Consider the following 24,719-nt stretch of genomic DNA (forward strand, 5'->3'; position numbering starts at 1 on the left):
TTTGTCAGCGTTAAATGATTATTTAAATGTGGTGGTGAATCCAAGAGAAAAGGTTCTTGGTATAGGGTAGGCATTTTCATCTACACCAACACCTGAGGTAGGATCAGCTCCGCCCACATTTATTTCCGGATTCATCCCTGAATATCCTGTTAATACAAACGCCTGCTGCACAGAAGCAAACACCCGCAGGTTCTTTATCATTACATTTCGTAAAGGCACGGTGTATCCGAGTGTTATATTTTTAGCGGTCAGGTAAGATCCGTCTTCAATCCACTGGCTGTTTACCTGCCGTCCCATGGCCGTGGTACCTGATTTGGTACGCGGATAAATACCGGAACCTGGATTCTCTTCTGAGCGCCAGCGGTCGGCCGCTGCGGCTAACAGAAGACGTGAACCGTCCATGTTGGTCTGATACGCCCATTTAGCGGCGTTCAGGATCTTTCCGCCAACAGAAAAGGTCATGTCAATATTCAGGTCAAAGTTTTTATACCGGAAGTTGTTGACGATGCCACCGGTAAATGCAGGTGTGGGATCGCCAATAAAAGTGCGGTCGTTCACGTCGTCAATTACGCCGTCGCCGTTGATGTCCTTTACTTTTATGGTGCCGATATCCGAGTTACCATTGGGCTTGGCGGTGGTACTTAAATACTTGGGGGAGTTGGCCAGGTCGGCAGCATCTTTATACAATCCTTCAAAAACAAATCCATAAAATTCACCCAGATGGTGCCCTACCTGCTGACGGTAATAATCAGAACTCACCGTTACATTTCTCCTGATATAACCGGGATCCACGAGGTTGGTGATCAGGTTCCTGTCGAAAGACAGCACCAGGTTAGTGTTCCATTTCAGGTTGCCTGTGAGGTTTTTAGAACTCACAGAGAATTCATGTCCCCACATTTTGAGTTCGCCCACATTAAAAATGATCTGGCTAAACCCGGACGATGTAGGTATGGAACGTTGCTGAATGAGGCCGTCGGTTAATTTGCGGTAGTAATCGTAAGTAAAGGTGAGGCGGTTATCTAATACGCCCAATTCCAGGCCAATGTCAAACTGTTTGTTGCGCTCCCATCTCAGGTCTTTATTGGGAAGCCGGTTGATGGTTTGCCCCTGGGTAACCACGTTATTAAAGTTGTAGTAATAAGTACCAATAGTGGCCTGCGGATCATAGTTACCGGCAAAGAAGTTATTACCTGTGATCCCGTAACTCGCGCGGAGCTTGAGGAAGTTAACGCCTTTGATATTCTTCATAAATGATTCATCGCTAACAACCCAACCCGCAGCTACAGACGGGAAGCTGCCCCACTGTGTATTCATTCCGAATTTTGAAGATCCATCGCGCCGGAGTGCTGCCGACAAAAGATATTTCCCTTTATAATTATAATTCAGCCGGCCTATTGTTGACAGCAATGAATAAGATCCCGTACTACTGCTACCGGTAACACTTGTGGCAGCGCTGAGGTATTCGATATCATCGCTGGTAAACCCCAAACCTGTAAGGGTATTGCTATAGCTGCTGAATTCCTGCGCAGAATAGCCTACCAATGCTTCTATATTATGATCTTTAAAGAAGGTTTTATTATATACGAGGTTTCCTTCTGCGGTCCATGAACCGTTATCAACCGCCGAGCTGGTTCCGGTGGTTTGCCCCGTTGTACCTGTCACCAATCCTGACTGGAAATACTTACGGGTTTCAGCTCCTTTATCTGCCGCCAGATTAGCCTTGACACTTAGTCCCGGCAAGAATTCATAGTTCAGGTAAACGTTGCCCAGTATGCGCGTTGTTTTATAATCGTCGTTGGTTAATTCATAGGTAGCCAGTGGGTTGATATAGGCCACCATACCGGGAGAAGAAACGTTGCGTGTGTAGGTACCATCTGCATTGTAAGGACTTGCCAGCGGGCTGGCCTCGAAGAACCTTTCAAAGTATCCTCCCACGCCATCACTATTCAGCCGGTTATTATGATCCAACCTGTAGCTGGGCGCCAGGTTAAAACCTAATTTTAGTTTATTGTTTTCAGTAGTAAAATCCTGGTTAAAACGCATGGAATATAACCTGGTGCCGGTATTGATCAACACGCCCTGTTGCTCCTGGTAGCCGGCTATTACGGTGGAGGAAGAGTGTTCACGGGCCGACCGTACCGTGAGGTCATAACTTTGAATGGGGGCTGTTCTGGTTAACAATTTAAACCAGTTCGTTCCTTCTCCATACTGCTCAGGGTTGTCGTAAGCCGCATGATAATCGGCAGATACTGAATAGCCAGGTTCATACTTCAATCCATCTTCTGCACGTTCCTTCATGAATGTTGCAAACTCTCTTGCCGTCATCATCTTCGGCAACTTACCTGTTGGAATTTTCTGTAACCCATAGTAGCTTGAAAATTCAATTTTTGCATCGCCTGGTTTTGCATGTTTGGTAGTAATGAGTACCACACCGTTTGCGGCTCTTGATCCATACAATGCGGTAGCGGAGGCGTCTTTAAGAAAACTATAGCTTTCTATTTCTGCAGGGTTGATGTTGTTGATACTTCCTGTGATGGGGTTGCCATCAATTACAAAAAGCGGCTGGTTGCTTGAGTAAAAGGAGGCTGCACCGCGGATAATAAAGCCCATACCACGTCCGGGCTGGCCGCTGGTTTGTGACACCTGCACGCCTGCTACTTTTCCCTGCAACTGCTGGGCAAACTGTGTTACCGGCATATCCTGCAGGGATGCTGCTTCTACTGTTGCAATGGAACCTGTGATCTCGCGGCTTTTCTGTTTACCGTAACTAACCACCACTTCTGTGAGCTTGTTATCAGCCAGCTGCATGGAAAAATCAAGCGAGGTGGTTTTTCCTTCTTTTATAACAACGTTGTTCGATTTCTGAGACCTGAAAGAAACATAAGATACTTCCAGTGTATAGTTGCCGGGTTTAAGATTGAACGTATAATCGCCGTTAGCATTGCTTTGAACAACCTGGCCGGTTTCCAGCGCCCTGATGGTTGCACCTGGCAATGGTGCACCTTTTTCATCCACCACTCTTCCTGATAATTTACCCGGCTCCTGCGGAACAGGTTTGGTATCAATCACAACATAGCCTTCTACCAATTTATAATCGAGGCTGGTAGATTCCAATACTTTTTCGATCAGGTATTTTACGGTGGAATGATCCGAATCAATACTGATTTTTTGCTTGAGACCTGCCATCAGTTTTTCCGGCAGTACAAACCGGATCCCGCTCTTTGCCTGGATAGCCAACAGGCTTTCCTTCACGCTGGCACGATCCAGCTTAACAGCAATTACTTTGTCCAGTTGCTGGGCACGGGCATTTCCAGCCAGCAGCACGCCAATAAATGTGAGCTGTGCGATTAAAAGTATACATGAACATCTCATCATAAACTTAATTGTGGGATGTAATCCTTTTTGCATTAATTTTTGTATTAGTAGTTGGCCCGGCGTCAGCCGGAATCGTTGTTAATTCCTTTCGCTTTATTCTTGTGTTGCCCTGGGCAGGCATACTGTTTTCACAACAGCGCATACGATGTCCGTATCCAATTATGGACAGTTTTTTTTAATACATATCGTTTGTATATTTTAAAGTTTAGCGAATAACGACTTCCCCGTTTTTCATTTCATAGCTGAAATGGCCTGCTACGGCCAGCACGTTCAATATTTTATCTATTGGTACTTTGGCATCCAGTGTCAGCGTCATTCTTTCCGCTGATTTTGTGTGTTGCTTAAATGTGATCTTCACATTGTACCACCGCTGTAATACTTCTGAAATATCATTGAGTGAAGTGTTGTTAAATGTTAACCTGGCTTCCTTCAGATCCTGTACTTCTTCCGGATCAACTGTTTCCCTTTTTATCTCATCGTGATCAAACAACACTTTTTGTCCGGGTGTTAAAACTGCCAGTGATCTTGAAAAGTCATGGTGTATCTGGTCTACCTTTACTTTACCAGTGGCCACTTCCACCAGTAGTGGTTTGTTTTTAAATGCTTCTATTTTAAAAGAGGTGCCCAATACTTTGGTTTGCACATCGCCGGTATGAACGGTGAATGGTTTATGTTTCTCTTTCGTTACTTCAAAAAAAGCTTCTCCATACAAATAGATATCCCTGGTATCCCCGGAAAAATTCTCCGGATACTTCAGGCGACTGCCCGCACCGAGGTATACCACGCTGCTATCAGCAAGAATTATTTTTGACCGCTGTCCATTCGGGTTATAGCTTTCCACGAAAGCCACCTGACGCCCTCCTTTATTACTTAAATGACTGATAGTATAAATACCCATACAAGTCAGGATCAGTCCAATCCAGATGGCAGCATTCCTTAGAGATAGTAAGCCTGTTCGCCTGGTATTCACATATCCTATTCTTTCCTGCATTGATTTTTTTAAATCTTCTTGCCGGGGATGAACAGATTTGTTATTTTCAAATACCGCCCAATCTTTAGCGGCATTTGCCGACAGGATCTCGTCCAGCAGTTTTTCTGATGCGGGATCTTTCAGCAACAGGTTTACCAGCTGCTCCTCTTCAGCGGAACATTCACCCGCTAAAAATTTCTCAATTAATTCCCGGTTTATTTGTCTCGACATTCTGGTTTAACAGCGTACAAAAGGTCCCTGTTAATCATATAGGGACAAAAAAAATGACAAGGGGCTATTCGATGTGGAAGAAAAAACAGAAACATAATTTATCGGCGATATTATTATATAGATAAAAAATATCATGGACGGAGACATAATCTGTAACCCAAATCCAGGATTATTTACCTGGCTGTATAGCTATTTCAGGACGGAACAGTGTATTGGAAGTGCATCAGGAGTGCATAGATGCTCCATGGTATACGCAGGTTTCAGGCATGGGAGAAGTAACCGTGAAATATTGGCTGCATTATCCCGAGGGCTAACCTAACCTGGCATTATGGTTACTAAGCTGCTTTCTGAAATGATTCAGGGAAAACTTAATATGGTTCTTCACGGTATTAACAGAGATATTGAGGTCATTGGCTATTTCAGCGTGGGTTAAATCTCCTTCCCGGCTCATTTGAAATACAATTTTGCGCTGGGGGCTCAGTGAGTCGAGATGGAAATGATACTTCTCTTCCAGTTCCCTGGAGTCCAGTTCGTGATCGGCAGGGGTAGCCACAAAGGAAAGATTATTTTCAATAAACGCTATCGGCGCTATTGAAACTGCTTTCTTACGGATGGCTTTAATCGTAGCGTTTTTGGCGGCTCTGAATATGTATGGCTTAAATTCGCCCGCTATTTGTAACGTATGTCTCTTGTCCCATACCCACATCATCAGGTCCATTATTGCTTCTTCTGCAAAGTATTCATCCTTCACATAACCAAGCGCGTAATTGTACAGTCGTCCGAAATAACGATCAAATAAAGTATTAAATGCTTTGAGATTGTCGTTGGTACATTCTTCCAGTAGCTGCTTATCTGATAGTAAACGATATTCCATAAAAATGGATTGAATGTATTTTTCAGCAAAACTAGCGTCCGGCGGTTGTTTTTATACTACGTGGGATGTTAACTGTGCATTAATAAACTGTTACCTCCATATAAACTTTGATGAGAGAAGTGCAGGGGTGTTCCGGAACTGAAAAGCACCGGCGGGTACAGGGCATAAAAAAACGGGGAGAAATCCCCGTTTCGTAAAAATCAAAAACCAACCATTAAAAAATCTTTATAGAAGCAGCCTTGCGGCTCTTTAAGTATTATTTGTTGGGCTGTGGTGTTGTTCTCAGGTAAGGCTTGATAATTTTATGGCCTTTCGGAAAACGTGCAGGAATGTCTGCTGTTGGCACCGCTGCCGTAACGATTACGTCTTCACCATCTTTCCAGTCGGCCGGTGTAGCCACGCTGTATTTAGCGGTCAGCTGCAGGGAGTCCAATACGCGGAGCACTTCGATGAAGTTTCTGCCGGTAGAGGCCGGATAGGTGATGATAAGTTTTATCTTCTTGTCGGGTCCTATGATAAACAAGGATCTTACCGTAAATGTTTCAGAGGCATTTGGATGAATCATATCATACAGGTTTGCCACTGTTTTGTTTTCATCTGCAATAATAGGAAAAGTTACGTCACACTGTTGTGTTTCATTAATATCATTTATCCAGCTCAGGTGTTTATCCAATGGATCTACGCTGACAGCCAGTACTTTAGTATTACGTTTTGCAAACTCGTCCTTTAACAAAGCTGTTTTACCCAGTTCGGTTGTACATACTGGTGTAAAATCTGCAGGGTGGGAAAACAAGATACCCCAACCTTCACCCAGGTAATCGTAAAAATCTATTTCCCCTAAAGTGGTATTGGCTTTGAAATTAGGAGCAGCGTCTCCCAGTCTTAAACTCATAGCTTACGATTTTAATTGACCAAAAATAGCATTTTCCTACAAAATTTATAGACTTTAAGGGATTTTTTTCAGAATTTTGCGGTTTTTTTTTCCGGGGCAAAGGATTTGGGGGCTAACAAACAATGGAAATCAGGGGTTAATTCAAACGGGATACCAGGGCTAACACCAATGGATACCAGGGCTAACACCAATGGATATCAGGGGTTAACATAAATGGATGCAAGGCATGGCGGTTAACGTAAATGGATACCGGGGTTAACATAAACAGATGTCCGGGAATTAACATACATGGACACCGGGGCTAACATAAAGGGATGCTTTTTCATCAATATGCGTCTTTCAGGGTTAACGTAAACGGATTATCAGGGTTTTCAACAGATAAAAAATATGGCTAATAACTATTTAAGTATTTGAGGTATACAGCTGCCAGGCATAATATGCCATACTGAACTTATTATCATCTTCCAGTGCGGCCATTACCCGGGCAGCGTTTTCCCCCAATTCTAATTCGATAAAACCAAGATACAGGTTATATGCGTCATGAAGCATCTGGATACAATACTCCATTTTCTCATTGGCATCGTTTGAATCGTACCGGGCTGCAGGCGGTAAGGTAGGCAGGGTGGGTACCGGCATCTGGATCACACGTTCTATATAATAGCACTCTTCATCGGCATAGGCCTCCCAGTTATCATCCTGCTGCAAACAGGGCCTCCTCATGTGAAATACGAGGTGGTCGAATACCACGGCTCCACCCAGCTCTGCTTCCAGGTCAATGATGTCCGGTGTGCGGCGCATGTCTTCCAGTTTCTTTACAATCGTCATCTGCACCGCATCGTGCTTGTCCTGGCTGAAACGCAGCATGGTGTTCATTACTTCGTAAGTAGTTACAAAATCGCAGGGATACCACACCTCATCCAGTAGCGCCTGGCCCCAGAGCGTCAGGTAATTGGAATCATCCATAATGATCTGCCCAATTGAAATGGCCTGTACCTGCGTAATTGCTGTAGTTGTATTTACCTTATTCATAACCATCAGGTTTTAATAACACTACAAATTTATCGGCGCCGCACGCAAGGGATTTGCGTAGTGATCTTTTAATGATATTTTTTTTAATCCTCGTCGCAAAAGCGGGAATTGTTTATTTTTATTATCTAAATTTTATCTTTTGCCAAAGAACAAAGACGCGGTGTCGCGCTACCGCTGGATCGACGAGCGGTTGCGCAGCAAGCAGAAGCCCAAACCTACCCTGGATAACCTGATTGAATATGTATCGGACAAGATGGGCACTGCAATTTCTACCCGCACTATCCAGAAAGACATCCAGGATATGCGCCAGGACCCTGAACTGAACTATATGGCGCCTATCGTTTACGAACGCAGCAGCGGCACCTACCGCTACTCAGACGATAGCTTTTCCATCAGTAATTCCCCTATTGAAGAAGCAGATCTCCAGGGGCTGGAAATTGCCATTGGTATACTGGAACAATTCCGGAGCCTCCCGGTGGTACAGCAGTTTGAAGATGCCATCCTGAAAATTGCCGCCAGCCTCAAAATGAACCGGGAAGCCCTCCAGCATAAAGGACTCATCAAATTTACCCGGGCATCCCACTACAAAGGCGCAGAACATATCCCCGAAATAGTAGACGCCATCAAAAACCTGGAAATAATCCGCATCGCTTATCAGAGCTTCGACCGCGATGAACCCAAGGAGCACTGGGTGGAACCCTATCACCTCCGCGAATACCAGCACCGCTTTTACCTCATCGGGAAAAGCCAGCAAACCCGCGGTGGCGCAGTGGTTACCTTTGCGCTCGACAGGGTGGTGAAACTCTGGCCCACCAATAAACATTTTGATGAAAAGAATTTTGATGAAGCCAGCTACTTCCAGCATGCAGTAGGCATCACCGTACACGACGGAGATCCCGAACATGTACTGCTGAGCTTTACACCACGGCAGGGAAAATACATCAAGTCGCAGCCCATCCATACTTCCCAGGAAATAGTGGAAGACAACAGTGATGAATGCCGTATATCCCTTAACGTTGTTATTAACCCGGAACTTACCATGACGCTGCTCAGCTATGGCGCCCAGGTAAAAGTGCTGAAACCCGCACACCTGGCTAAGAAAATGGCTGAAGAAGCCAAAGCCATGGCGGTGTTGTATAAATAATACTGTAGCCCGCTATTGCGCCCGCGGGCGCAATAGCGAAACAACCTCTTAAGGATTTGGTTTGGTAAACAAACTATCTGCTACCGGCTGATTCGTTTCAATTTTCAGGATATTGATTTTAACCCCGCCAGGATCCTGCTCTGTAACACCCGGATAAGTAAGCCCCTCCGGCGTTTTCTTGTAATCAGACAACAACGTTACCAGCTCCATATCCTGTCCCTGTACATTCATATGATTGGTAGCCTTTACCAGCAGATAAGTTTTCGCATCCAGGTAGGCAATACCCGATGTTCCATCCGCTGCCGTGATCTTCAGCTTATATGCCGGCGACCCGTTCACCGAATCCTTCCCCAATAACTCTATCTTTTTACCTTTGTTCTTGTAATCATACAGCTCTCCTCTCACATCCAGCTGGGTTTTCATCAGCTTCAGCATTTCTGGATTCATCTCCTGCGGCGTTGTTTGCTGCATCACCGGCATCAGGCTCCAGCCCGCATTACGGGTTACTACCTGCACATTGCTGGTGCCATTCACCGTAAACTCCAGCCGCATGGCTTCATCCTGCTTCACCCACCGCTTTATAGGAACGGATTGCCCCTGTACTTCCATATTTCCTTCTACATACTGCGACTTAATTCCTTTTAACTTCGCCTCACCTCCCATCGCCACAATATTCTTTGCGATCAATTCATCTGCAGATTGCGCGCTGGTGCAATAACCAGCGATCAGTAAAGCTGCTAACAATGTATAAAACCTGGTTCCTGTCATCATAAAAATTTGTTTTTCCCTGATAAATAAAAATATCCTAAAACACATCCGGCATCTCTTTCCAAAAAATACGCCAGCATTGAAAATACGACCTATTCCTTAGCTTTGCAACATGAATACATTCCAGATCTCAGGCAACCTGGTAGATATACTGCAACAGGAAATATATCCGGCTACTATACATATTACGGATGGTTATATCAGCAGCATTGAACGCAACAATAACCAATACACCACTTACCTGCTCCCCGGATTTACCGATGCGCATGTACACGTGGAAAGCTCTATGCTGATCCCTTCCGAATTCGCCAGGCTGGCCGTTGTGCACGGCACTGTGGCCACCGTAAGCGACCCCCATGAAATAGCCAATGTGATGGGCGTAAAAGGTGTGGAATACATGCTCGAAAATGGCAAGAAAGTTCCCTTCCGGTTTAACTTCGGCGCCCCTTCCTGCGTACCGGCCACCATTTTTGAAACCGCCGGAGCGGTAGTCACCGTGGCCGATATCGAAGCTTTACTTCAGAGAGATGATATCAGGTACCTGACGGAAATGATGAACTTCCCCGGAGTACTGCATAAAGACCCGGAAGTACTCGCTAAAATAGCCGCCGCCAAAAAAGCCGGTAAACCCGTGGATGGCCACGCTCCCGGCCTCCGGGGCGAAACCGCGGCAGCATATATTGCCGCTGGTATCAGCACCGATCACGAATGCTTTACCATTGAAGAAGCGAAAGACAAACTGCAATACGGCATGCATATCCTCATCCGCGAAGGAAGCGCTGCCAAAAACTTTGAAGCATTGTACCCGCTGCTGCACGACCACGCTTCACATATTATGTTTTGCAGCGATGATAAGCACCCCGACAACCTTGTAGAAGGCCATATTAACCTGCTGGTAAAGCGTGCATTAGCTTATGGCGTTGATCTTTTCAAAGTATTAAGAGCCGCCTGTATTAACCCGGTACTGCATTACAAATTAGACAATGGTTTGCTCCGCGTGAACGACCCTGCAGATTTTATTGTAACAGATGACCTCCAAAACTTTAACATTCTCGCCACTTATATCAATGGCGTGAAAGTCGCGGAAAACGGACAAACGCTGATACCTTCCATCCCTTCATCTCCCGTAAATAATTTTATAGCAGACCCGGTAACCGCTGCCGATTTTCGTATGCCCGTTAACGATAGCAATGCAAAAGAAGTAACGGTGAAAGTAATCGGCGCTATGGATGGGCAGCTGATCACCAATGCCCTTACAGCGGTATTGCCGGTTACCAACGGCGCAATAGCAAGTAATACCCAACAGGATGTCCTCAAACTCGTAGTAGTAAACCGCTATAAAAAAGCGCCTCCGGCCATGGCATTTATCCAGGGCTTCGGCCTGCAAGAGGGCGCCATCGCCTCTTCTGTGGCACACGACAGTCACAACATTATTGCGGTGGGCACCACCGATGAAGGCCTTGCTGCGGCTATTAATACCGTTATTGCAGCGCAGGGCGGCATCAGCGCGGTGGGGAATAATGCGACACATGGACTTCCCCTACCCGTAGCAGGGCTGATGAGTAACCTCGACGGATATACGGTGGCGGCCCAATACAGTGCGCTCGACAAAGCCGCAAAAGACCTGGGATCTACGCTGGCATCACCTTTTATGACCTTATCATTTATGGCGTTACTGGTAATACCGCATTTAAAACTGAGTGACCTCGGACTCTTCGACGGAGATAGTTTTCAATTTACAGCAACGCACTAGCGCATAAAAAAAAGCAGCGGAAGCAACCGCTGCTTTTTTTTATAGCAATAATATGAGGTTAATGGGTGGTCCACAGCGCGCCGTTAATAGAGTCGCGGGAAGCCCCGGTAACCCCGCTCAGCACATTATCTTCCTGCCTCCAGCGTAATGTTCCGATAAGCGCCATGATCAGTGCCTCTTTGAAACTAACGGTTTGCTCATCCGGCACTTCCACGGTAACTCCCAATGGCTCCAGCTGTTCCCGGATCGTATTCACCAGGAAAGTATTAAACGCACCGCCACCGGTCACCAGCATCTTGCCTGGTCCTTCCGGCATTTGTGCCTTCAGCGCTTTTACCGCCCCGGTGATCTGTACCGCGATATGCTCTACATAAGTGCGCAGCTTACCCTGCACAGAAATGCGCAAAGGCGCTATCAGCGGCAATATGGTATGGGTACCAAAATCGTTCGCCAGTGATTTTGGCCACGGTTTGGTGTAATAATCAAGTTGATTCAACTGTTCCAACAGACTGTTGTCGGCCACACCACCGGCAGCCAGTGCGCCGCCATCATCGTAGGGTTTATTCAGTGCTGCCGCCAATGCATTTAGTACCCTGTTGGCCGGGCAAATATCAAACGCCACAAACTGTTCGGGCAACTGCGCCGAAATATTGGCAATGCCGCCCAGGTTAAGCCAGTACTGATATCCCGGTAACAGGTATTTTTCGCCAATGGGGACAATGGGAGCTCCCTGGCCACCCATGGCTACGTCTACCGCACGGAGGTCGTTGATAACAGGTAACCCTGTTACTGCTGCAATGGCCGCACCATCTCCCAGCTGGGCAGTCATTTGCTGCGCAGGCATATGAAATGTAGTATGACCATGTGATGCGATAAAATGAATTTTATGATCCAGCTGGTTCTTTTCAATGAAATCCAGGATACGCCGGCCGGTATAATGGCCGTATGCAGTATGTAACAGCAGGTAATCCTTTGCCGGCAGGGAAGTGGCCTGTGCCAGCTGCTCTACCCATTCCGGCTCATACGGCAGGCTTTCGGAAGCCTTGATAACATAGGTCCATTGTCCGCGTATCTCGGTCAGTTCTGCAAAAACTATATCTAATCCGTCTAATGAGCTACCAGACATGGTGCCAATCACGTTATATACCATCGACAAAAAATTTCAGCAAAGGTAGTTTTAAAATATTTTTTTAACGATTTATGGAAACAGGATCTCCCGGCACATCCTACAGGTAGAAAAACTACTTTGTTATGAAAAAATATCTCTCTTTACTATTGCTCAGCTGCCTGATGGCATTTACTGCCTCCGCCCAACAGGTGCGGGTTATCACGGGTATTGTAACAGACAGTTTGCTTAAAAGCCCCCTCGCCAATGTCGTGGTACGGGTAAAAGGCACAGATGTATTGACGGCCACAGATAAAAAAGGGCAATTCAGCCTGAAAACCGCCACGGGTGCGCTAATACTCGAAATAAACGCTACTGGCTATCCATCGGTGGACGTAGCCGTGAATGGCGGGCAAAATAAATTAACCGTACAATTGACCAGGCCACAGGTGTCCGATAGTCAACACTTAACGGAAGACAGGGTAATCGGGGCACTGCAGGGCAAACTTGCCGGAGTTACCAACTCGGCCATGTCGGAAGTAGTAGTGATAGGCTATGGTGCGCAGCGCCGGAAGTCAGTAACCGGTTCTGTTACCAGGATCAGGGGAAACAAAATGAACTACGCCCCTTCTCCGGTTTACAACACAGAGGACTACAGCCCCATTAACGAAAACATTTTCCACTCCGCCACAGACCAACCGCTGAGTACTTTCAGTATTGATGTGGACAGGGCCTCCTACAGCAACGTTCGCCGTTTTCTGAACCAGGGCATGATGCCCGAGCCGGATGCGGTGAGAGTGGAAGAAATGATCAATTATTTTGACTATCAATACCAGGCGCCGGAAGGAAAAGACCCGGTAGCTATTTATACCGACATGGCAATTTGTCCCTGGAACGCCGCGCATCAACTCATACGGGTGGCCCTCAAAAGCAAACAGGTAGATACCCGCGAGCTTCCCCCTTCCAACCTGGTTTTCCTGATAGATGTTTCAGGTTCCATGTCGGGTGAAAACCGGTTGCCGCTTGTTAAGCGCGCCTTTGCGGTTTTAACGGAGCAGCTTCGCCCGGAAGACAAGGTAGCGATAGTGGTATACGCCGGCGCCGCAGGAGTAGTGCTCCCGGCCACCAGTGGCCGCGATAAGAAAAGGATCCTGGCCGCGCTGGATCAGTTGGAGGCAGGCGGCTCCACTGCCGGCGGCGCAGGCATACAACTGGCCTACGACATTGCCGGTGAACTGTATTCCAAAAACAGCAATACCCGCGTAATACTGGCCACCGACGGCGACTTCAATGTAGGGGTTTCCAGCGATGGTGAACTTACCCGTATGATCGAAGAGAAAAGAGAAAATGGTATCTCTCTTTCTGTGCTGGGTTTTGGTATGGGTAACTATAAAGATAATAAACTGGAACTGCTGGCAGATAAAGGCAATGGTAACTATGCTTATATTGATAACTTTGAAGAAGCCCGCAGAACCTTTGTGACCGAATTTGGCGGCACGCTTTTTACCGTTGCAAAAGATGTAAAACTGCAGATAGAATTTAACCCGCAATTCGTGCAGTCATACCGGTTAGTTGGCTACGAAAACCGCGTGCTGGCCAATGAAGATTTCAACAACGACAAAAAAGACGCCGGAGATATGGGCGTAGGTCATACCGTAACTGCCCTCTATGAGATTATCCCCACCGGCACAAAGGGAACGGCCGTTAACTGGGTAGATCCGCTCAAATACCAGGAAGGCAAAGTGATTGGTAATAAATCCGAAGTGCTTACTGTAAAGCTGCGCTACAAACAACCTGATGCCAAAAAGAGCATATTGATGGAGAAGGTGTTGCCCTACAGCAACCAGGAGATTACTGACGCGCCGGAAGATTTCCGGATGGCCGCTTCCGTAGCCGCTTTCGGGCAGTTATTGCGCAACTCCGCGTTCAAAGGCACCGCCACCTACAACCAGGTATTATCCTGGGCAGGCAATTCCAAAGGAACAGATACCGAAGGCTATCGCGCTGAATTCATCCAGCTGGTAAAAAAAGCGATGCTGCTGGACAAACAGTAGTTCCACTATTTTTCGGTAATTTGCGGCCTCAAAGGGATAGCTCATGATTATCAATTTAAGTGAAACCAATTCATTGGTGGGAGAATGGTTAAGCGAGATCAGGAATATAGATGTTCAGCAGGACCGTATGCGCTTCCGGCGTAATATGGAACGGCTGGGAGAAGTAGCTGCATATGAGATCAGTAAAACACTGAGCTACGAAGAAAAGGAAGTAACTACCCCCATGGGAATTGCTACCTGCCGGGTGCTGAAATCACAACCGGTATTGGCTACTATCTTACGCGCAGGGCTGGCATTACACCAGGGATTGCTGCACTATTTCGATAAGGCGGACCATGCGTTTGTTTCTGCTTACCGCAAGCATAATCACGACGGCACTTTTGATATCAGCCTGGAATATGTGAGTACTCCTTCTATCGATGGACAGGTACTCATCCTTTCCGACCCGATGCTGGCCACCGGCTCTTCATTGGTAAAAACGATAGAACACCTTGAGGAAATAGGTAAACCCAGTCATATCCACCTGGTGGTCGCTATTGCCTGTACCGTAGGAATCGAATATGTATTACGCAATACCAAAGCAAGTTTAACCATCTGGGCTGGTGATATTGATGACGAATTAACCGCTAAAGGCTATATAGTACCGGGGCTGGGAGATGCCGGCGATCTGGCTTTCGGAAATAAATTACAACAATAACCTCGAATAATCGTTTTACGAATAGCAGTTTTGTATCTTTAAAAGTACAAAGCTGCTATTTGTTTTTTGCAGGACCGGATCGCTTATACATGAATTTAATTTGAGATATGATTTAATTAGTGTACCTTCACCCGTATTGCATAATACCCTATGCTTTAAGCTTAATGATATGAAAAGAGCTTTACTATTCCTGGCCATATTACTTTATTTTAATCCTTTGCGGGGGCAGGACCCGCACTTTTCGCAGTTTTTTGCGTCGCCGCTAACCCTTAACCCAGCGTTTACAGGTTTATTTTCAGGAGATTATCGTTTATCCGGTAACTACCGGTCACAATGGAGGAGCATTTCCACTCCCTTTGTAACAGGTACTGCCGCCATTGATTTCGGCATTTTGAAAAACGTTATTTCTTATACCGATATCTGGGGCGTGGGCCTGATGGCGATGTACGACAGAAGCGGCGGTGGTGCGCTCACCTCCAGCTACCTTTCCTTCAGCACAGCCTATCACAAAGGCCTGGATCCGGAAGGCAATCATACCCTGGCCATCGGCTTACAGGGTACACTGGTGCAGAAAAGAATAGACAATACCAAACTGCAGTTTGAAAACCAGATTGACAACAACGGGTATAACCCTATGATTCCCAGCAATGAAACGCTGGTAAATCCAAAAATTTCCTACTTCGATCCCAACATCGGGATCCTCTACAATGGCTTAATCGGCGAAGCATCCAATATTTACATGGGCGCTTCCTATTATCATATTACCCAACCTACCGAATCATTCATGAACCTTACCCAGAACAGGCTCAGCTACCGCTGGACCTTACACGGGGGCGGTTCTGTTCCGGTAAACGGGCAAGACAGGTTTCATGCCAGTATCCTGTACATGAAACAAAGTACTGCGTCTGAATTCACCTTTGGTGGCGCCTATGGCTTCATGCTCAACGACATGGACGATAATCCCACCACTTTTTACCTGGGTAGCTGGTATCGCCTGAAAGATGCCGTTATCCCCTATGTGGGCCTCGAAATAAAAGGCTTCCAGATAGGCCTTACCTACGACACCAACGTATCCAGCCTGAAACCAGCCTCCAATTACCGCGGTGGCCTCGAAATTTCACTGATCTATATCCACACCCGGAACGAAAATAATAAATACAAAACGCTCTGTCCACGTTTCTAGGACAATGGCTTTCCTGATAAAATAATTATCCTGATTCGGGAGATCATAGCAACAAAATTGACATGCTATAATCTCCCAAATCAGGATAATCATTTAAAATCATGATAATCATTGTTAATTTTGCGTTAGTTTCGTTACTCTTTCATAAAAACCAGGAAAAACCAATTCAGTTACAATAAAATATCAGGCGTTGTTTTCATTCAGAGAAGTACTGTCGGCGATCCAGTCTTACGGGAAAGCCCATCAATTCATATTACAGCATAAATTGTGGAAATGGATCCTGATTCCGGGCGTGATCTATTGCCTGTTATTTTTTGCAGGCTTTTACTTTGTGTGGGGCTACTCGGGCGACTTTGTAGAATATCTCACCCGCCTGCTGCATATCACAGAATGGGTACAGGACCTGGAAAGCAGCTGGGTAAGTTTTCTTTTTATACTTGTCGCGTTTTCTGTCCGCATTGTATTCGTATTCTGGTACTTCTCCTACTTTAAATACCTGTTCCTGATAGTAGCTTCTCCCGTGTTTTCTTATTTATCTGAGAAGACAGAAGCCATACTGGATCATAAAGACTTCCCTTTCAGCTGGTCGCAGCTGGGCCAGGATATCCTGCGCGGGATCAAAATGTCGTGCCGCAATATTGTTTATCAAACAGCCGCTATACTCATCCTGCTGCTGATCTCCTTTATACCCGTGATCGGCTGGCTCACCCCGATGCTGGGGTTCTTTATCGAATCCTATTTTTATGGCTTCTCCATGATGGATTACAGCTGTGAACGGCATCGTTTGAATATGTCGCAAAGCATCAACTTTATCCGCCAGCACCGTGGCATGGCCATCGGTAATGGAATGGTATTTTACCTGTTTATGCTCATCCCCGTATTGGGCTGGATGCTGGCGCCCTCCTATGCTGTAATTGCAGCTACTATTGACTTACAAACAAAAAGACTGAAATAATGAATACCACCGGCAAAGTGTACCTGGTTCCTACTGTTTTGAGCGCCGACGCCCTATTCAGCATTCCCGCTTATGTAACCGCTATCGTGCAGCAATTATCTGTTTTTTATGTAGAGAATGAAAGAACAGCCCGCAGGTATCTGAAGTCGCTGGACAGAAACATCGTGATAGATAACCTGCAACTCCTGCTGATGAATGAAAACCAGGCGCCCGACCTGGTACTGGCAAAAAAATTACTGCTCGAAGGAAAAGATATTGGCATCCTCAGCGAAGCCGGATGCCCTGCTATCGCTGATCCCGGCCACCTCATCGTAAAACTGGCACAAAGCATCGATGCCAGGGTAATCCCGATGATTGGCCCCAACTCCATGCTGTTGGCCCTCATGGCCTCCGGTATGAACGGACAAAACTTCCAGTTTGTAGGATACCTTCCCATCAAACCACCCGAAAGAACAAAGATGATCCGGGAACTGGAACAGGAATCGGAAAAGAAAAAACAAACACAATTGTTTATTGAAACACCTTACCGCAACAACCAGTTGCTGAAAGATATACTGGATAACTGTAAGGACTATACGCAGATTTGTATCGCGGCAGATATCACCGCGCCAACGGAGTATATTAAAACCAAAACGGTAAAGGAGTGGAAGAAACAATTACCTGATCTTCATAAACGACCGGCTATTTTCCTGCTGTATGCGGGCAACGAATAAAAAAAGGGGAATTACGAAACCGTAATTCCCCTTTATATTTTTAAGGCAGTTCCGACTTCACCGGCTCCTTGATAGAAATAATACTGTCTACAATAAATGCGCTGTATCCCCTCCATGGAATGGCTCCCAGGTACTCTTTGTAGTGCAGTTCCACCATTTTCCCGCTGGCCGTCATCAGCTGCTGCGCAATCCGTTCGCTGCTCACGGAAAACTCAAATTCGTTCGACTGGATAGTACCGGCTACCTTGCCCCGGTAGCCCGACTGGATCACTTTGCCTTCATAGGTTTTAAAGATGTATCCCTTCTGCACAAAATAATTCAGCTCCCCGGCTTTAACGCCCTGTCCGAAAACAAAATAGTATTTATAGAAGAAAATACCTCCCAGTACCAGTATAATAACAGATACAATGATAAAGACAAACCGACCCATAGTTAGTTTTTAGTGATGGATGATCAGAAATTCTGATCTACAAGATAAATGAAACCCGCCATACCAAACGCACCCAATTCCAGTTCTCTTTTATTCACCGCTTCAAACACATCGTTCGCCGCATGATGGATATCAAAATAACGCTGCGAATCAGGAGAAAGTTCAGCCATTGGCGTACCAATTGCTTCATGCAGCTGGCCTACATCCACCCCGCCTCCCGGTTCTTCAAAATCATAAATACCATACGGCTCAAAAAGTGGCTTCCAGCTATTCATTTTTGCCTTCAGGGGCGCGTCCATAGTGGTAGTGAAGCCGCGTGGCGTAAAGCCGCCGGCATCGCTTTCCAGGGCGAAAACGTGTTTCTCCTGGCGGGCTTTGGCTAGTTCCGCATATTTCTTACCTCCACGGGTACCATTTTCTTCATTGGCAAACAGTACTACGCGCAGCGTATGTTCCGGTTTCATGCCCAGTGCTTTAAAGGCGCGCAGCACTTCGATGGATTGTACACAACCGGTACCGTCATCGTGCGCACCTTCTGCTACATCCCATGAATCGAGGTGGCCGCCAACCGTGATGTACTGATCCGGGTATTTGCTGCCTTTCAGTTCCCCGATCACATTATGCCCGATGGTATCCTTCTTCATTTCGCAATTGGTACGCAGAAACACGCTGGCACTGTTATCATCTTTCAGGCGCTGGCTCAAACGGTCTGCATCTTCCAACCCGATAGCCACCGCCGGAATTTTAGGATAGGCGCTGTCGTACTGCATCGCCCCGGTATGCGGGAAATTATTGGCGCCATGCGTCATAGATCTTACAATCACTGCCACCGCACCGTATTTAGCGGCCCGGCTGGCGCCCTGGCCACGATACTTTACGGCATCGCCATAAGAATGAAATGTTTTTATGAAGGTAGGGTTGAAATGATAGTTATAGAAAACGATCTTCCCCTTTACCTGGTCTTTCTTTGCTTCCAGGTCGTCGAAAGAAGCCACTTCCAGTACCGGCGCGGTTACGCCATCCGGTCCGCTGCCCACTGAGTTACCCAGGGCCAGTACTTCCAGCGGTGGTATGAAATCCCGGCGTTTGGAGATGATACGGGCTTCTTCCTTTGCGCCCCGGATCCAATGCGGCACCATACACTCCTGGAGATACACGGTGTCTGCACCGGCCGCTTTTAGCGCCTTTACGCCCCAGTCTTCGGCTTTCACCATTTGTGGAGACCCGGCCAAACGGCCGCCTATCTGCTTCGTGAGGATCCGCAGGTTTTCGTAGGCAGTGCTGTGGGTTAATACTTCATCCGCTAATTTCCTCAACGTCACTGAATCCTTCTCCTGCGCCACTGCCAGGGCCGGCAGGGTACAGGCTAACAAAATTGGCATTATAGATTTTCTCATTGCAGCAGGTTAATTTATGGTTAAAACTACTAAAAAAGCTGAAGGAGCAAAGCATAAAGGTATCTAGTTGTCAACTCTTTTGTTTAACTCCCCTCCGGCTACCGCTCATCCCACTCCCCTATGCATTATGTGATATCGTTCTGCTTTTTAGTACCTTTGCAGAATGCAAAAAATTAACTCATGCGCATAGGAATAGTATGTTACCCTACTTACGGTGGTAGTGGGGTGCTGGCCACAGAGCTGGGGAAAGCCCTGGCAGACAAAGGCCATATGGTCCACTTTATTACATATCAACAGCCGGTAAGGCTTAATGCATTTCACGCTAATATATATTATCACGAGGTTCAGGTTCCTACATATCCACTTTTTGATTTCCCTCCTTATGAATCTGCCCTCAGCAGTACGATGGTGGACGTTATCATTAATCAGAAACTGGACCTGTTGCACGTTCACTATGCCATTCCTCACGCTTCTACTGCCTATATGGCCAAACAGATCGTGAAGAAACATGGCAGAACCGTGCCTTTTATCACTACGCTTCACGGTACAGATATCACCCTGGTGGGTAAGGATAAAACCTACGAACCGGTGGTTACCTTCTCCATCAACGAGTCGGACGCTATTACGGCGGTTTCTGAGAACCTGCGGGAAGAAACCTATAAATCGTTCCCGATAGAAAAGGATATCACGGTAATCTACAACTTTGTGGATACCCAGCGCTTCAGCCGCCGGGAACTGCCTCATTTCAGGCAGGCCATAGCTCCCAACGGCGAAAAGATCCTGCTGCACGTATCCAACTTCCGTAAGGTAAAGAGAGTACCTGATGTGGTAAAGATCTTCGCCCAGGTACGTAAAGAACTGCCGGCCAAACTTTTGCTGGTAGGCGATGGCCCCGACAGGCCGTCTATCGAATGTCTTTGCCGGGAATTGGGGATTTGTGATGATGTAAGATTTGTAGGTAAACAGGAGCAACTGGAAGATGTAATGTCGATCAGTGACCTGTTCCTGCTGCCGTCAGAATATGAAAGTTTTGGATTGGCGGCACTGGAAGCAATGGCTGCCCGGGTGCCTGTGATCTCCTCCAACGCGGGCGGTTTACCGGAAATCAATATTCCCGGGCAAACCGGTTACATGAGCCATGTAGGCGATGTGGACGGAATGGCTGCCCATGCGATCAAACTGCTGAAAGATGAAAAATTACTGGAGCAGGTAAGACAGGGAGCATGGGAACAGGCACAGCGCTTCCATATCGATAATATCATTCCACAATACGAAGCTTTATACGAAGAAGTACTGCAAAAACAGGTGCAGCTGCTTTAACGGGCACGTATCCATTTTTCCGGATTCTGTTTCACCATGTTGCGATATATCTGTAATTCTATTTCCCCGGTATTGCTACCTGCACCCGGTGCGGCCACACCCAATGTTTGACCACGTTTTACAGATGCTCCTTTGCTGACACGGATATCCAGTAATCTCACATAGTTGGTAAAATATTTTCCATGGCGCAGGGTTACCATATACCCTGCGCCTGGTACCATAAATACCATAATTACTTCCCCGTCAAAAATGGCTTTCACTGCGGCGCCCCTAGCCGTTGCGATGATGGTGCCGTTGTGATCCACATCAATTTTACCAACCCTGCCGGCGCCGAAATGACCTGTAACACGGCCAGCATCTACTGGCCAGGGCAGGCGGCCACGGTTTGCCTCGAAATCGCGCGACAAGTTGAGTGCTTCCGGAGTGGCTACCAGCGCATCTTCACTGGAAGTTTTAGCTACCGGCGCATCGTCTTCTTCCTCTTCTTCTTTCTCTACTTTTACCGGTGCTTTCTTACCCGCTTTCTTTGCCGCAGCAATAGCGGCTCTTCTGCGGGCGGCAGCCTGTTCGCGCCGCCGGGCATCAGCCGCCTTTTTACGGGCCAGCGCCTGGGCCGCCGCTTTTTTCTGCGCAGCAGCTATTTCCCGCCGGATGGCATCCTGGATAGCCCTGTCTACCTGCCGGGCTTCAGCTTTATTTTTATTGATGCGCTGCTGTAGTTCCTGTTCCTGGTCTTTCAGCTGGGCAATGGTTTTATCTGCTTCCTTTTTATCCTCCAGCAAATCTATCCGCTGCCGTTGTTCTGTTTTCAACGCACCTGTTTTCTGTGCCCGTTGCTGCTGTAATGCAGTCAGCTTTTCTCCCAGCAACGCTTTGGTGGATAGCAGGCTTTCCGCTTCCCGGCGCCTGTTTTCACGGTATTGCTGCAGGTATTGATACCTGCGGATGGCATCATTAAAACTGGTGGCAGAAAAAAAGAAATTCAGCACATCATACGAATCACGGGTTTTGTAGGCGTACACCACCAGCTGCGCATACCTTGCCCTGAGAGAATCCACTTCCCTCTCCAGCGTTTGTACGTTACTGTTAGTATTGCTGATGTCTCCTTCTATTGAACTGATTTCCTTGTTAATATTAACTATCTGCGCATTGCGGGTGGAGATTTTTTGCAGCAGCTCGCGCTGCAGGGCTACATTTTGCCGGGTGGATTTCTTTGTTTGCTGCAGGGATTTATTTGCTTCTTCTATTTCTTTCAATAGCTCCTGTTTACGGCTTTCAAGTGCCGCGCGCGATTGCCTGCTGCCCCGCTGAGCATACAACAGCGCAGGCAATAGCCACAGAGCCATCAAAAGAGGGATCAACTTTCTCAAAAAAAAATGCATTTGGTTAGTAAGCGCAAAGCTGAAAGCACCCTTAAATGCTTTCAGCTTTATCTCGTATAGTTTCAGCTATGTTTAAATTATCTTCTCCTGATCCATTGCTCAGGATTCTGCTTGGTAATGCCTTTCCAGATCTGCAGCTCCACTTCACCGGTATTTTCAATATCGTTGGTGCTGGCAGTACCAATTACCTGCCCCGTTTTCACATTATCGCCTTTCTTCACACGGGTAGTTTGCAAACGTACATACGTAGTAAAGTATTGTCCGTGACGAATAATAATTACATATCCTGATCCCGGCATTACTACTACTGATTTCACTTCCCCGTCGAAAATAGATTTCACGGCGCCGCCCTTATTAGTGGCAATCACAATTCCATCGGATGGCACCTGGATATGTTCCATTACCGCATGCTGGTGTATACCAAAATGCTCGATGATATTACCGGCATCAACGGGCCACGGTAATTTACCCCTGTTGGCTTCAAAACTTTCTGACAATGCCAGTGCTTCGGGAGTGGCTTCCAGCACGTTTTCTGTACGGGTGGTCGCTGTTTTTTCAGGTTCCGGTGCAGGCTCCGGCGCTTTCACCGGGGGAGGCGGTGGCGGCGGTGGCGTATTGGCAGCATTGCTATTGTTATTATTGGCAGCCGCAGCTTTTGCTCTCTCGGCAGCAGCCAGTGCGGCGGCCTTGCGGGCTTCTTCTTCACGGCGGCGTTTTTCTTCCGCGGCTTTGCGGCGGGCCGTTTCTTCCTCTATCGCTTTACGGCGCGCCTCTTCTATTTCCCGGCGGATTACCGCTCTAATCGCCAGCTGTACTTTCTGGGCATCTTTCTTACGCTGGTTAATATCGGTTACCAGCTCCTTCTCACGGCCCTTCAGCTTATTCAGCACTTCATCTTTCTCTTTCTTATCTATTTCCAGTGTGCTGCGTTGTTCCTGCTCCGTTTTAAGTGCATCAGAACGCCTCACGCGCTGCGACTCCAGGTTCTGGATCTTCTGATTCAGCTGATCCTGTGTAGACACAATATTATCTGCCTGCCGGCGGCGGTATTCACGGTACTGCTTTAAATACTGAAAACGCTTTACTGCATCGTTAAAATTCTCCGCGGAAAACACGAAGTTCAGCATATCATAAGAGGACCGGTTTTTATATGCGTAGATCACCAGCTGGGCATACTGGGCCTTCAGGGTATCGAGGTCTTTCTGCAGGGTTTTTACATCCCGTGCAGCAGTATTGATATCTCCATTGATAAAGTTAATCTCTTCGTTGATGTTATTGATCAAACGGCTGCGCAGCGTGATCTTGTCGCGCAATGCACGGAGTTGACCAAGACTCTCTTTCGTAGACTTCTTGGTTTCCTTCAGTTGTTCGTTTGCCTCATCTATTTCTCTTTGCAGCTCCTTCTTTCTTCGCTCCAGTTCTTCCCGCGATTGTTGCTGCTGCCCAGTATTCTGAGCAACCAACATGGCTGGCATTAACCATAGCACCAACATAAACGGGATAATCTTCTTCAAATACAACATGACTTAATTTAGTAACTGCAAATTAAATAAATATACAACGTTTATTAGTTTAATGAAGACGACATTTACGCAATTAACATTTTACATACGTTTATAGCTGGCAGGCGTGCTGAATGGGAAGGTGAGCGGCACATCAAAATCATAACGTGTAAAGTCCAGTGCAACTTTAGTCACGTTCTTTTCTTCGATGTAAATACGGCGCGTAGTGGGGAATTTACGGCCGGCCACTTTTGTGTAGTCTCCGTAGGTCAGCTCACAGGAACGTTTCACTGTACCGGTACTGTCTTTATCCATCACTTTGCTTTGCTGCAATCCATAGTCATCCGCAAATACGTTAAAGAGACTGATAAACTTTGCATGATCGCAGCTGAAAGAAATAATAGCCGGCGTTTTCACTACCTGGTATACGGAATCCGTAAGATATACCGGGTTGCCGATCAACATATCCTGGAGGGTATTAAAATCAAACGGGATATTCAGCAATTGCTCCGCGTCCGACATCTTCCGTAAAAATAATTGTTTATCCAGGCGGTTATACATCTTCAGACTGTCTGGTGTGATGACTGCCCTGATCACTTCGTCTACAATCGGCGCGGAAACAGATATCCATATGATGCTGTCTTTCTTTATACGGAAAGTAGCATTCAGGTTATTATGGCTCTTCTTGTCTGTTTCAAATGCCAGCTTCATTTTAGCGGAAAAAGTATTAAACTCAATATGATTGGCATGAATACCTTTCAGCATTTCGCTGGTAAAACGGGTGAGTTCTTCATTCGTTGAACTATCTTTTCCCAGGGTTACCCGATTGGTATCGGCGGCGGGGAATGTAGTACGGGCCAGCTTTTTAGGATGGCGGCAGGCCATCATTCCCAAACCGATCGTTATAATTAAAAGTGTGACTTCTATTTTTCTCTTCATTGAGCG

Annotated in this window: 20 protein-coding genes; 8 read left to right on the forward strand and 12 right to left on the reverse strand. The window is 46.7% G+C overall.

From position 1 onward, the window contains the following. Positions 1–18: 18 nt before the first annotated feature. The 5 genes from QFZ51_RS00895 to QFZ51_RS00915 all read right to left on the reverse strand — a co-directional run bounded on the left by QFZ51_RS00895 (position 19) and on the right by QFZ51_RS00915 (position 7,371). Positions 19–3,375, reverse strand: coding sequence for a SusC/RagA family TonB-linked outer membrane protein (locus tag QFZ51_RS00895; protein WP_429042250.1), 3,357 nt, complete (start codon positions 3,373–3,375; stop codon positions 19–21). A 205-nt stretch (positions 3,376–3,580) separates the two neighbouring features. Then, positions 3,581–4,576 (reverse strand): FecR family protein, encoded by a 996-nt coding sequence (locus QFZ51_RS00900; protein WP_429042253.1) that lies wholly within the window; start codon positions 4,574–4,576, stop codon positions 3,581–3,583. Positions 4,577–4,886: 310 nt separating this feature from the next. After that, a complete protein-coding gene (locus QFZ51_RS00905; RefSeq protein WP_429042256.1) occupies positions 4,887–5,450 on the reverse strand; it encodes an RNA polymerase sigma-70 factor in 564 nt (187 codons plus the stop codon). Between the two features lie 256 nt (positions 5,451–5,706). Then, a complete protein-coding gene (locus QFZ51_RS00910; protein ID WP_370908448.1) occupies positions 5,707–6,342 on the reverse strand; it encodes a peroxiredoxin in 636 nt (211 codons plus the stop codon). A gap of 402 nt (positions 6,343–6,744) precedes the next feature. Continuing rightward, positions 6,745–7,371 (reverse strand): hypothetical protein, encoded by a 627-nt coding sequence (locus QFZ51_RS00915; RefSeq protein WP_429042259.1) that lies wholly within the window; start codon positions 7,369–7,371, stop codon positions 6,745–6,747. Positions 7,372–7,510: 139 nt separating this feature from the next. Between QFZ51_RS00915 and QFZ51_RS00920 the strand changes: the two genes are divergently transcribed. Then, a complete protein-coding gene (locus QFZ51_RS00920) occupies positions 7,511–8,515 on the forward strand; it encodes a helix-turn-helix transcriptional regulator (protein WP_429042262.1) in 1,005 nt (334 codons plus the stop codon). 48 nt (positions 8,516–8,563) lie between these two features. Here QFZ51_RS00920 and QFZ51_RS00925 read toward each other — a convergent pair whose 3' ends face one another. Further along, positions 8,564–9,286: a LolA family protein gene (locus tag QFZ51_RS00925; RefSeq protein ID WP_429042264.1), complete on the reverse strand. Its 723-nt coding sequence runs from the start codon at positions 9,284–9,286 to the stop codon at positions 8,564–8,566. Between the two features lie 109 nt (positions 9,287–9,395). On the opposite strand from QFZ51_RS00925, the gene ade reads away from it, so the two are divergent. Then, a complete protein-coding gene (gene ade / locus QFZ51_RS00930; RefSeq protein WP_429042267.1) occupies positions 9,396–11,036 on the forward strand; it encodes an adenine deaminase in 1,641 nt (546 codons plus the stop codon). Positions 11,037–11,094: 58 nt separating this feature from the next. On the opposite strand, the gene QFZ51_RS00935 is transcribed toward ade, so the two are convergent. Further along, entirely contained in the window at positions 11,095–12,186 is a 1,092-nt protein-coding gene (locus QFZ51_RS00935; RefSeq protein WP_429042269.1) for an anhydro-N-acetylmuramic acid kinase, read from the reverse strand. Between the two features lie 101 nt (positions 12,187–12,287). Between QFZ51_RS00935 and QFZ51_RS00940 the strand changes: the two genes are divergently transcribed. The 5 genes from QFZ51_RS00940 (at position 12,288) to QFZ51_RS00960 (ending at position 17,743) form a co-directional block, all read left to right on the forward strand. Beyond that, a complete protein-coding gene (locus QFZ51_RS00940) occupies positions 12,288–14,195 on the forward strand; it encodes a YfbK domain-containing protein (RefSeq protein ID WP_429042272.1) in 1,908 nt (635 codons plus the stop codon). Positions 14,196–14,238: 43 nt separating this feature from the next. Further along, the gene (gene upp, locus QFZ51_RS00945) at positions 14,239–14,892 is read left to right on the forward strand and encodes a uracil phosphoribosyltransferase (protein WP_370908455.1); all 654 of its coding nucleotides are present in this window, start codon (positions 14,239–14,241) and stop codon (positions 14,890–14,892) included. A gap of 169 nt (positions 14,893–15,061) precedes the next feature. Beyond that, entirely contained in the window at positions 15,062–16,075 is a 1,014-nt protein-coding gene (locus QFZ51_RS00950) for a PorP/SprF family type IX secretion system membrane protein (protein WP_429042274.1), read from the forward strand. A gap of 190 nt (positions 16,076–16,265) precedes the next feature. Beyond that, positions 16,266–17,030, forward strand: coding sequence for an EI24 domain-containing protein (locus QFZ51_RS00955; protein WP_370908457.1), 765 nt, complete (start codon positions 16,266–16,268; stop codon positions 17,028–17,030). Further along, positions 17,030–17,743, forward strand: a complete 714-nt coding sequence (locus QFZ51_RS00960) for an SAM-dependent methyltransferase (protein ID WP_079471054.1) — start codon at positions 17,030–17,032, stop codon at positions 17,741–17,743. Before QFZ51_RS00955 ends, QFZ51_RS00960 begins: the two co-directional genes overlap by 1 nt. Before the next feature lie 40 nt (positions 17,744–17,783). Here the strand turns inward: QFZ51_RS00960 and QFZ51_RS00965 are convergent, their stop codons facing one another. Both QFZ51_RS00965 and QFZ51_RS00970 read right to left on the reverse strand, forming a co-directional pair. Next, positions 17,784–18,173 carry a hypothetical protein gene (locus tag QFZ51_RS00965; protein ID WP_370908458.1) on the reverse strand — a complete coding sequence of 130 codons (390 nt, stop codon included), beginning with the start codon at positions 18,171–18,173 and terminating at the stop codon, positions 17,784–17,786. Positions 18,174–18,196: 23 nt separating this feature from the next. Beyond that, entirely contained in the window at positions 18,197–19,570 is a 1,374-nt protein-coding gene (locus tag QFZ51_RS00970) for a M20/M25/M40 family metallo-hydrolase (RefSeq protein ID WP_370908459.1), read from the reverse strand. A gap of 180 nt (positions 19,571–19,750) precedes the next feature. Here QFZ51_RS00970 and bshA point away from each other — a divergent pair, with 180 nt between their 5' ends. Further along, positions 19,751–20,890, forward strand: coding sequence for an N-acetyl-alpha-D-glucosaminyl L-malate synthase BshA (gene bshA / locus QFZ51_RS00975; RefSeq protein ID WP_429042277.1), 1,140 nt, complete (start codon positions 19,751–19,753; stop codon positions 20,888–20,890). Here bshA and QFZ51_RS00980 read toward each other — a convergent pair. The 3 genes from QFZ51_RS00980 to QFZ51_RS00990 form a co-directional block, all read right to left on the reverse strand. After that, a complete protein-coding gene (locus QFZ51_RS00980; protein ID WP_429042280.1) occupies positions 20,887–22,236 on the reverse strand; it encodes a murein hydrolase activator EnvC family protein in 1,350 nt (449 codons plus the stop codon). The two genes, bshA and QFZ51_RS00980, sit on opposite strands and share 4 nt — an antisense overlap. Positions 22,237–22,349: 113 nt before the next feature. Then, complete coding sequence (locus QFZ51_RS00985; protein ID WP_429042282.1) at positions 22,350–23,786, reverse strand: murein hydrolase activator EnvC family protein; 1,437 nt, start codon at positions 23,784–23,786, stop codon at positions 22,350–22,352. A gap of 90 nt (positions 23,787–23,876) precedes the next feature. Then, positions 23,877–24,713 (reverse strand): DUF4292 domain-containing protein, encoded by an 837-nt coding sequence (locus QFZ51_RS00990; RefSeq protein ID WP_429042285.1) that lies wholly within the window; start codon positions 24,711–24,713, stop codon positions 23,877–23,879. Positions 24,714–24,719: the final 6 nt, after the last annotated feature.

Source organism: Chitinophaga sp. W3I9 (genome assembly GCF_050434025.1).
Classification (GTDB): domain Bacteria; phylum Bacteroidota; class Bacteroidia; order Chitinophagales; family Chitinophagaceae; genus Chitinophaga.

Bases quoted from the DNA above. Each gene is read 5' to 3' on its own strand.
- QFZ51_RS00895 (WP_429042250.1), bottom strand. From the start codon at position 3,375: ATGATGAGATGTTCATGTATACTTTTAATCGCACAGCTCACATTTATT.
- QFZ51_RS00900 (WP_429042253.1), bottom strand. From the start codon at position 4,576: ATGTCGAGACAAATAAACCGGGAATTAATTGAGAAATTTTTAGCGGGT.
- QFZ51_RS00905 (WP_429042256.1), bottom strand. From the start codon at position 5,450: ATGGAATATCGTTTACTATCAGATAAGCAGCTACTGGAAGAATGTACC.
- QFZ51_RS00910 (WP_370908448.1), bottom strand. From the start codon at position 6,342: ATGAGTTTAAGACTGGGAGACGCTGCTCCTAATTTCAAAGCCAATACC.
- QFZ51_RS00915 (WP_429042259.1), bottom strand. From the start codon at position 7,371: ATGAATAAGGTAAATACAACTACAGCAATTACGCAGGTACAGGCCATT.
- QFZ51_RS00925 (WP_429042264.1), bottom strand. From the start codon at position 9,286: ATGATGACAGGAACCAGGTTTTATACATTGTTAGCAGCTTTACTGATC.
- ade (WP_429042267.1), top strand. From the start codon at position 9,396: ATGAATACATTCCAGATCTCAGGCAACCTGGTAGATATACTGCAACAG.
- QFZ51_RS00935 (WP_429042269.1), bottom strand. From the start codon at position 12,186: ATGGTATATAACGTGATTGGCACCATGTCTGGTAGCTCATTAGACGGA.
- QFZ51_RS00940 (WP_429042272.1), top strand. From the start codon at position 12,288: ATGAAAAAATATCTCTCTTTACTATTGCTCAGCTGCCTGATGGCATTT.
- upp (WP_370908455.1), top strand. From the start codon at position 14,239: ATGATTATCAATTTAAGTGAAACCAATTCATTGGTGGGAGAATGGTTA.
- QFZ51_RS00950 (WP_429042274.1), top strand. From the start codon at position 15,062: ATGAAAAGAGCTTTACTATTCCTGGCCATATTACTTTATTTTAATCCT.
- QFZ51_RS00960 (WP_079471054.1), top strand. From the start codon at position 17,030: ATGAATACCACCGGCAAAGTGTACCTGGTTCCTACTGTTTTGAGCGCC.
- QFZ51_RS00965 (WP_370908458.1), bottom strand. From the start codon at position 18,173: ATGGGTCGGTTTGTCTTTATCATTGTATCTGTTATTATACTGGTACTG.
- QFZ51_RS00970 (WP_370908459.1), bottom strand. From the start codon at position 19,570: ATGAGAAAATCTATAATGCCAATTTTGTTAGCCTGTACCCTGCCGGCC.
- bshA (WP_429042277.1), top strand. From the start codon at position 19,751: ATGCGCATAGGAATAGTATGTTACCCTACTTACGGTGGTAGTGGGGTG.
- QFZ51_RS00980 (WP_429042280.1), bottom strand. From the start codon at position 22,236: ATGGCTCTGTGGCTATTGCCTGCGCTGTTGTATGCTCAGCGGGGCAGC.
- QFZ51_RS00990 (WP_429042285.1), bottom strand. From the start codon at position 24,713: ATGAAGAGAAAAATAGAAGTCACACTTTTAATTATAACGATCGGTTTG.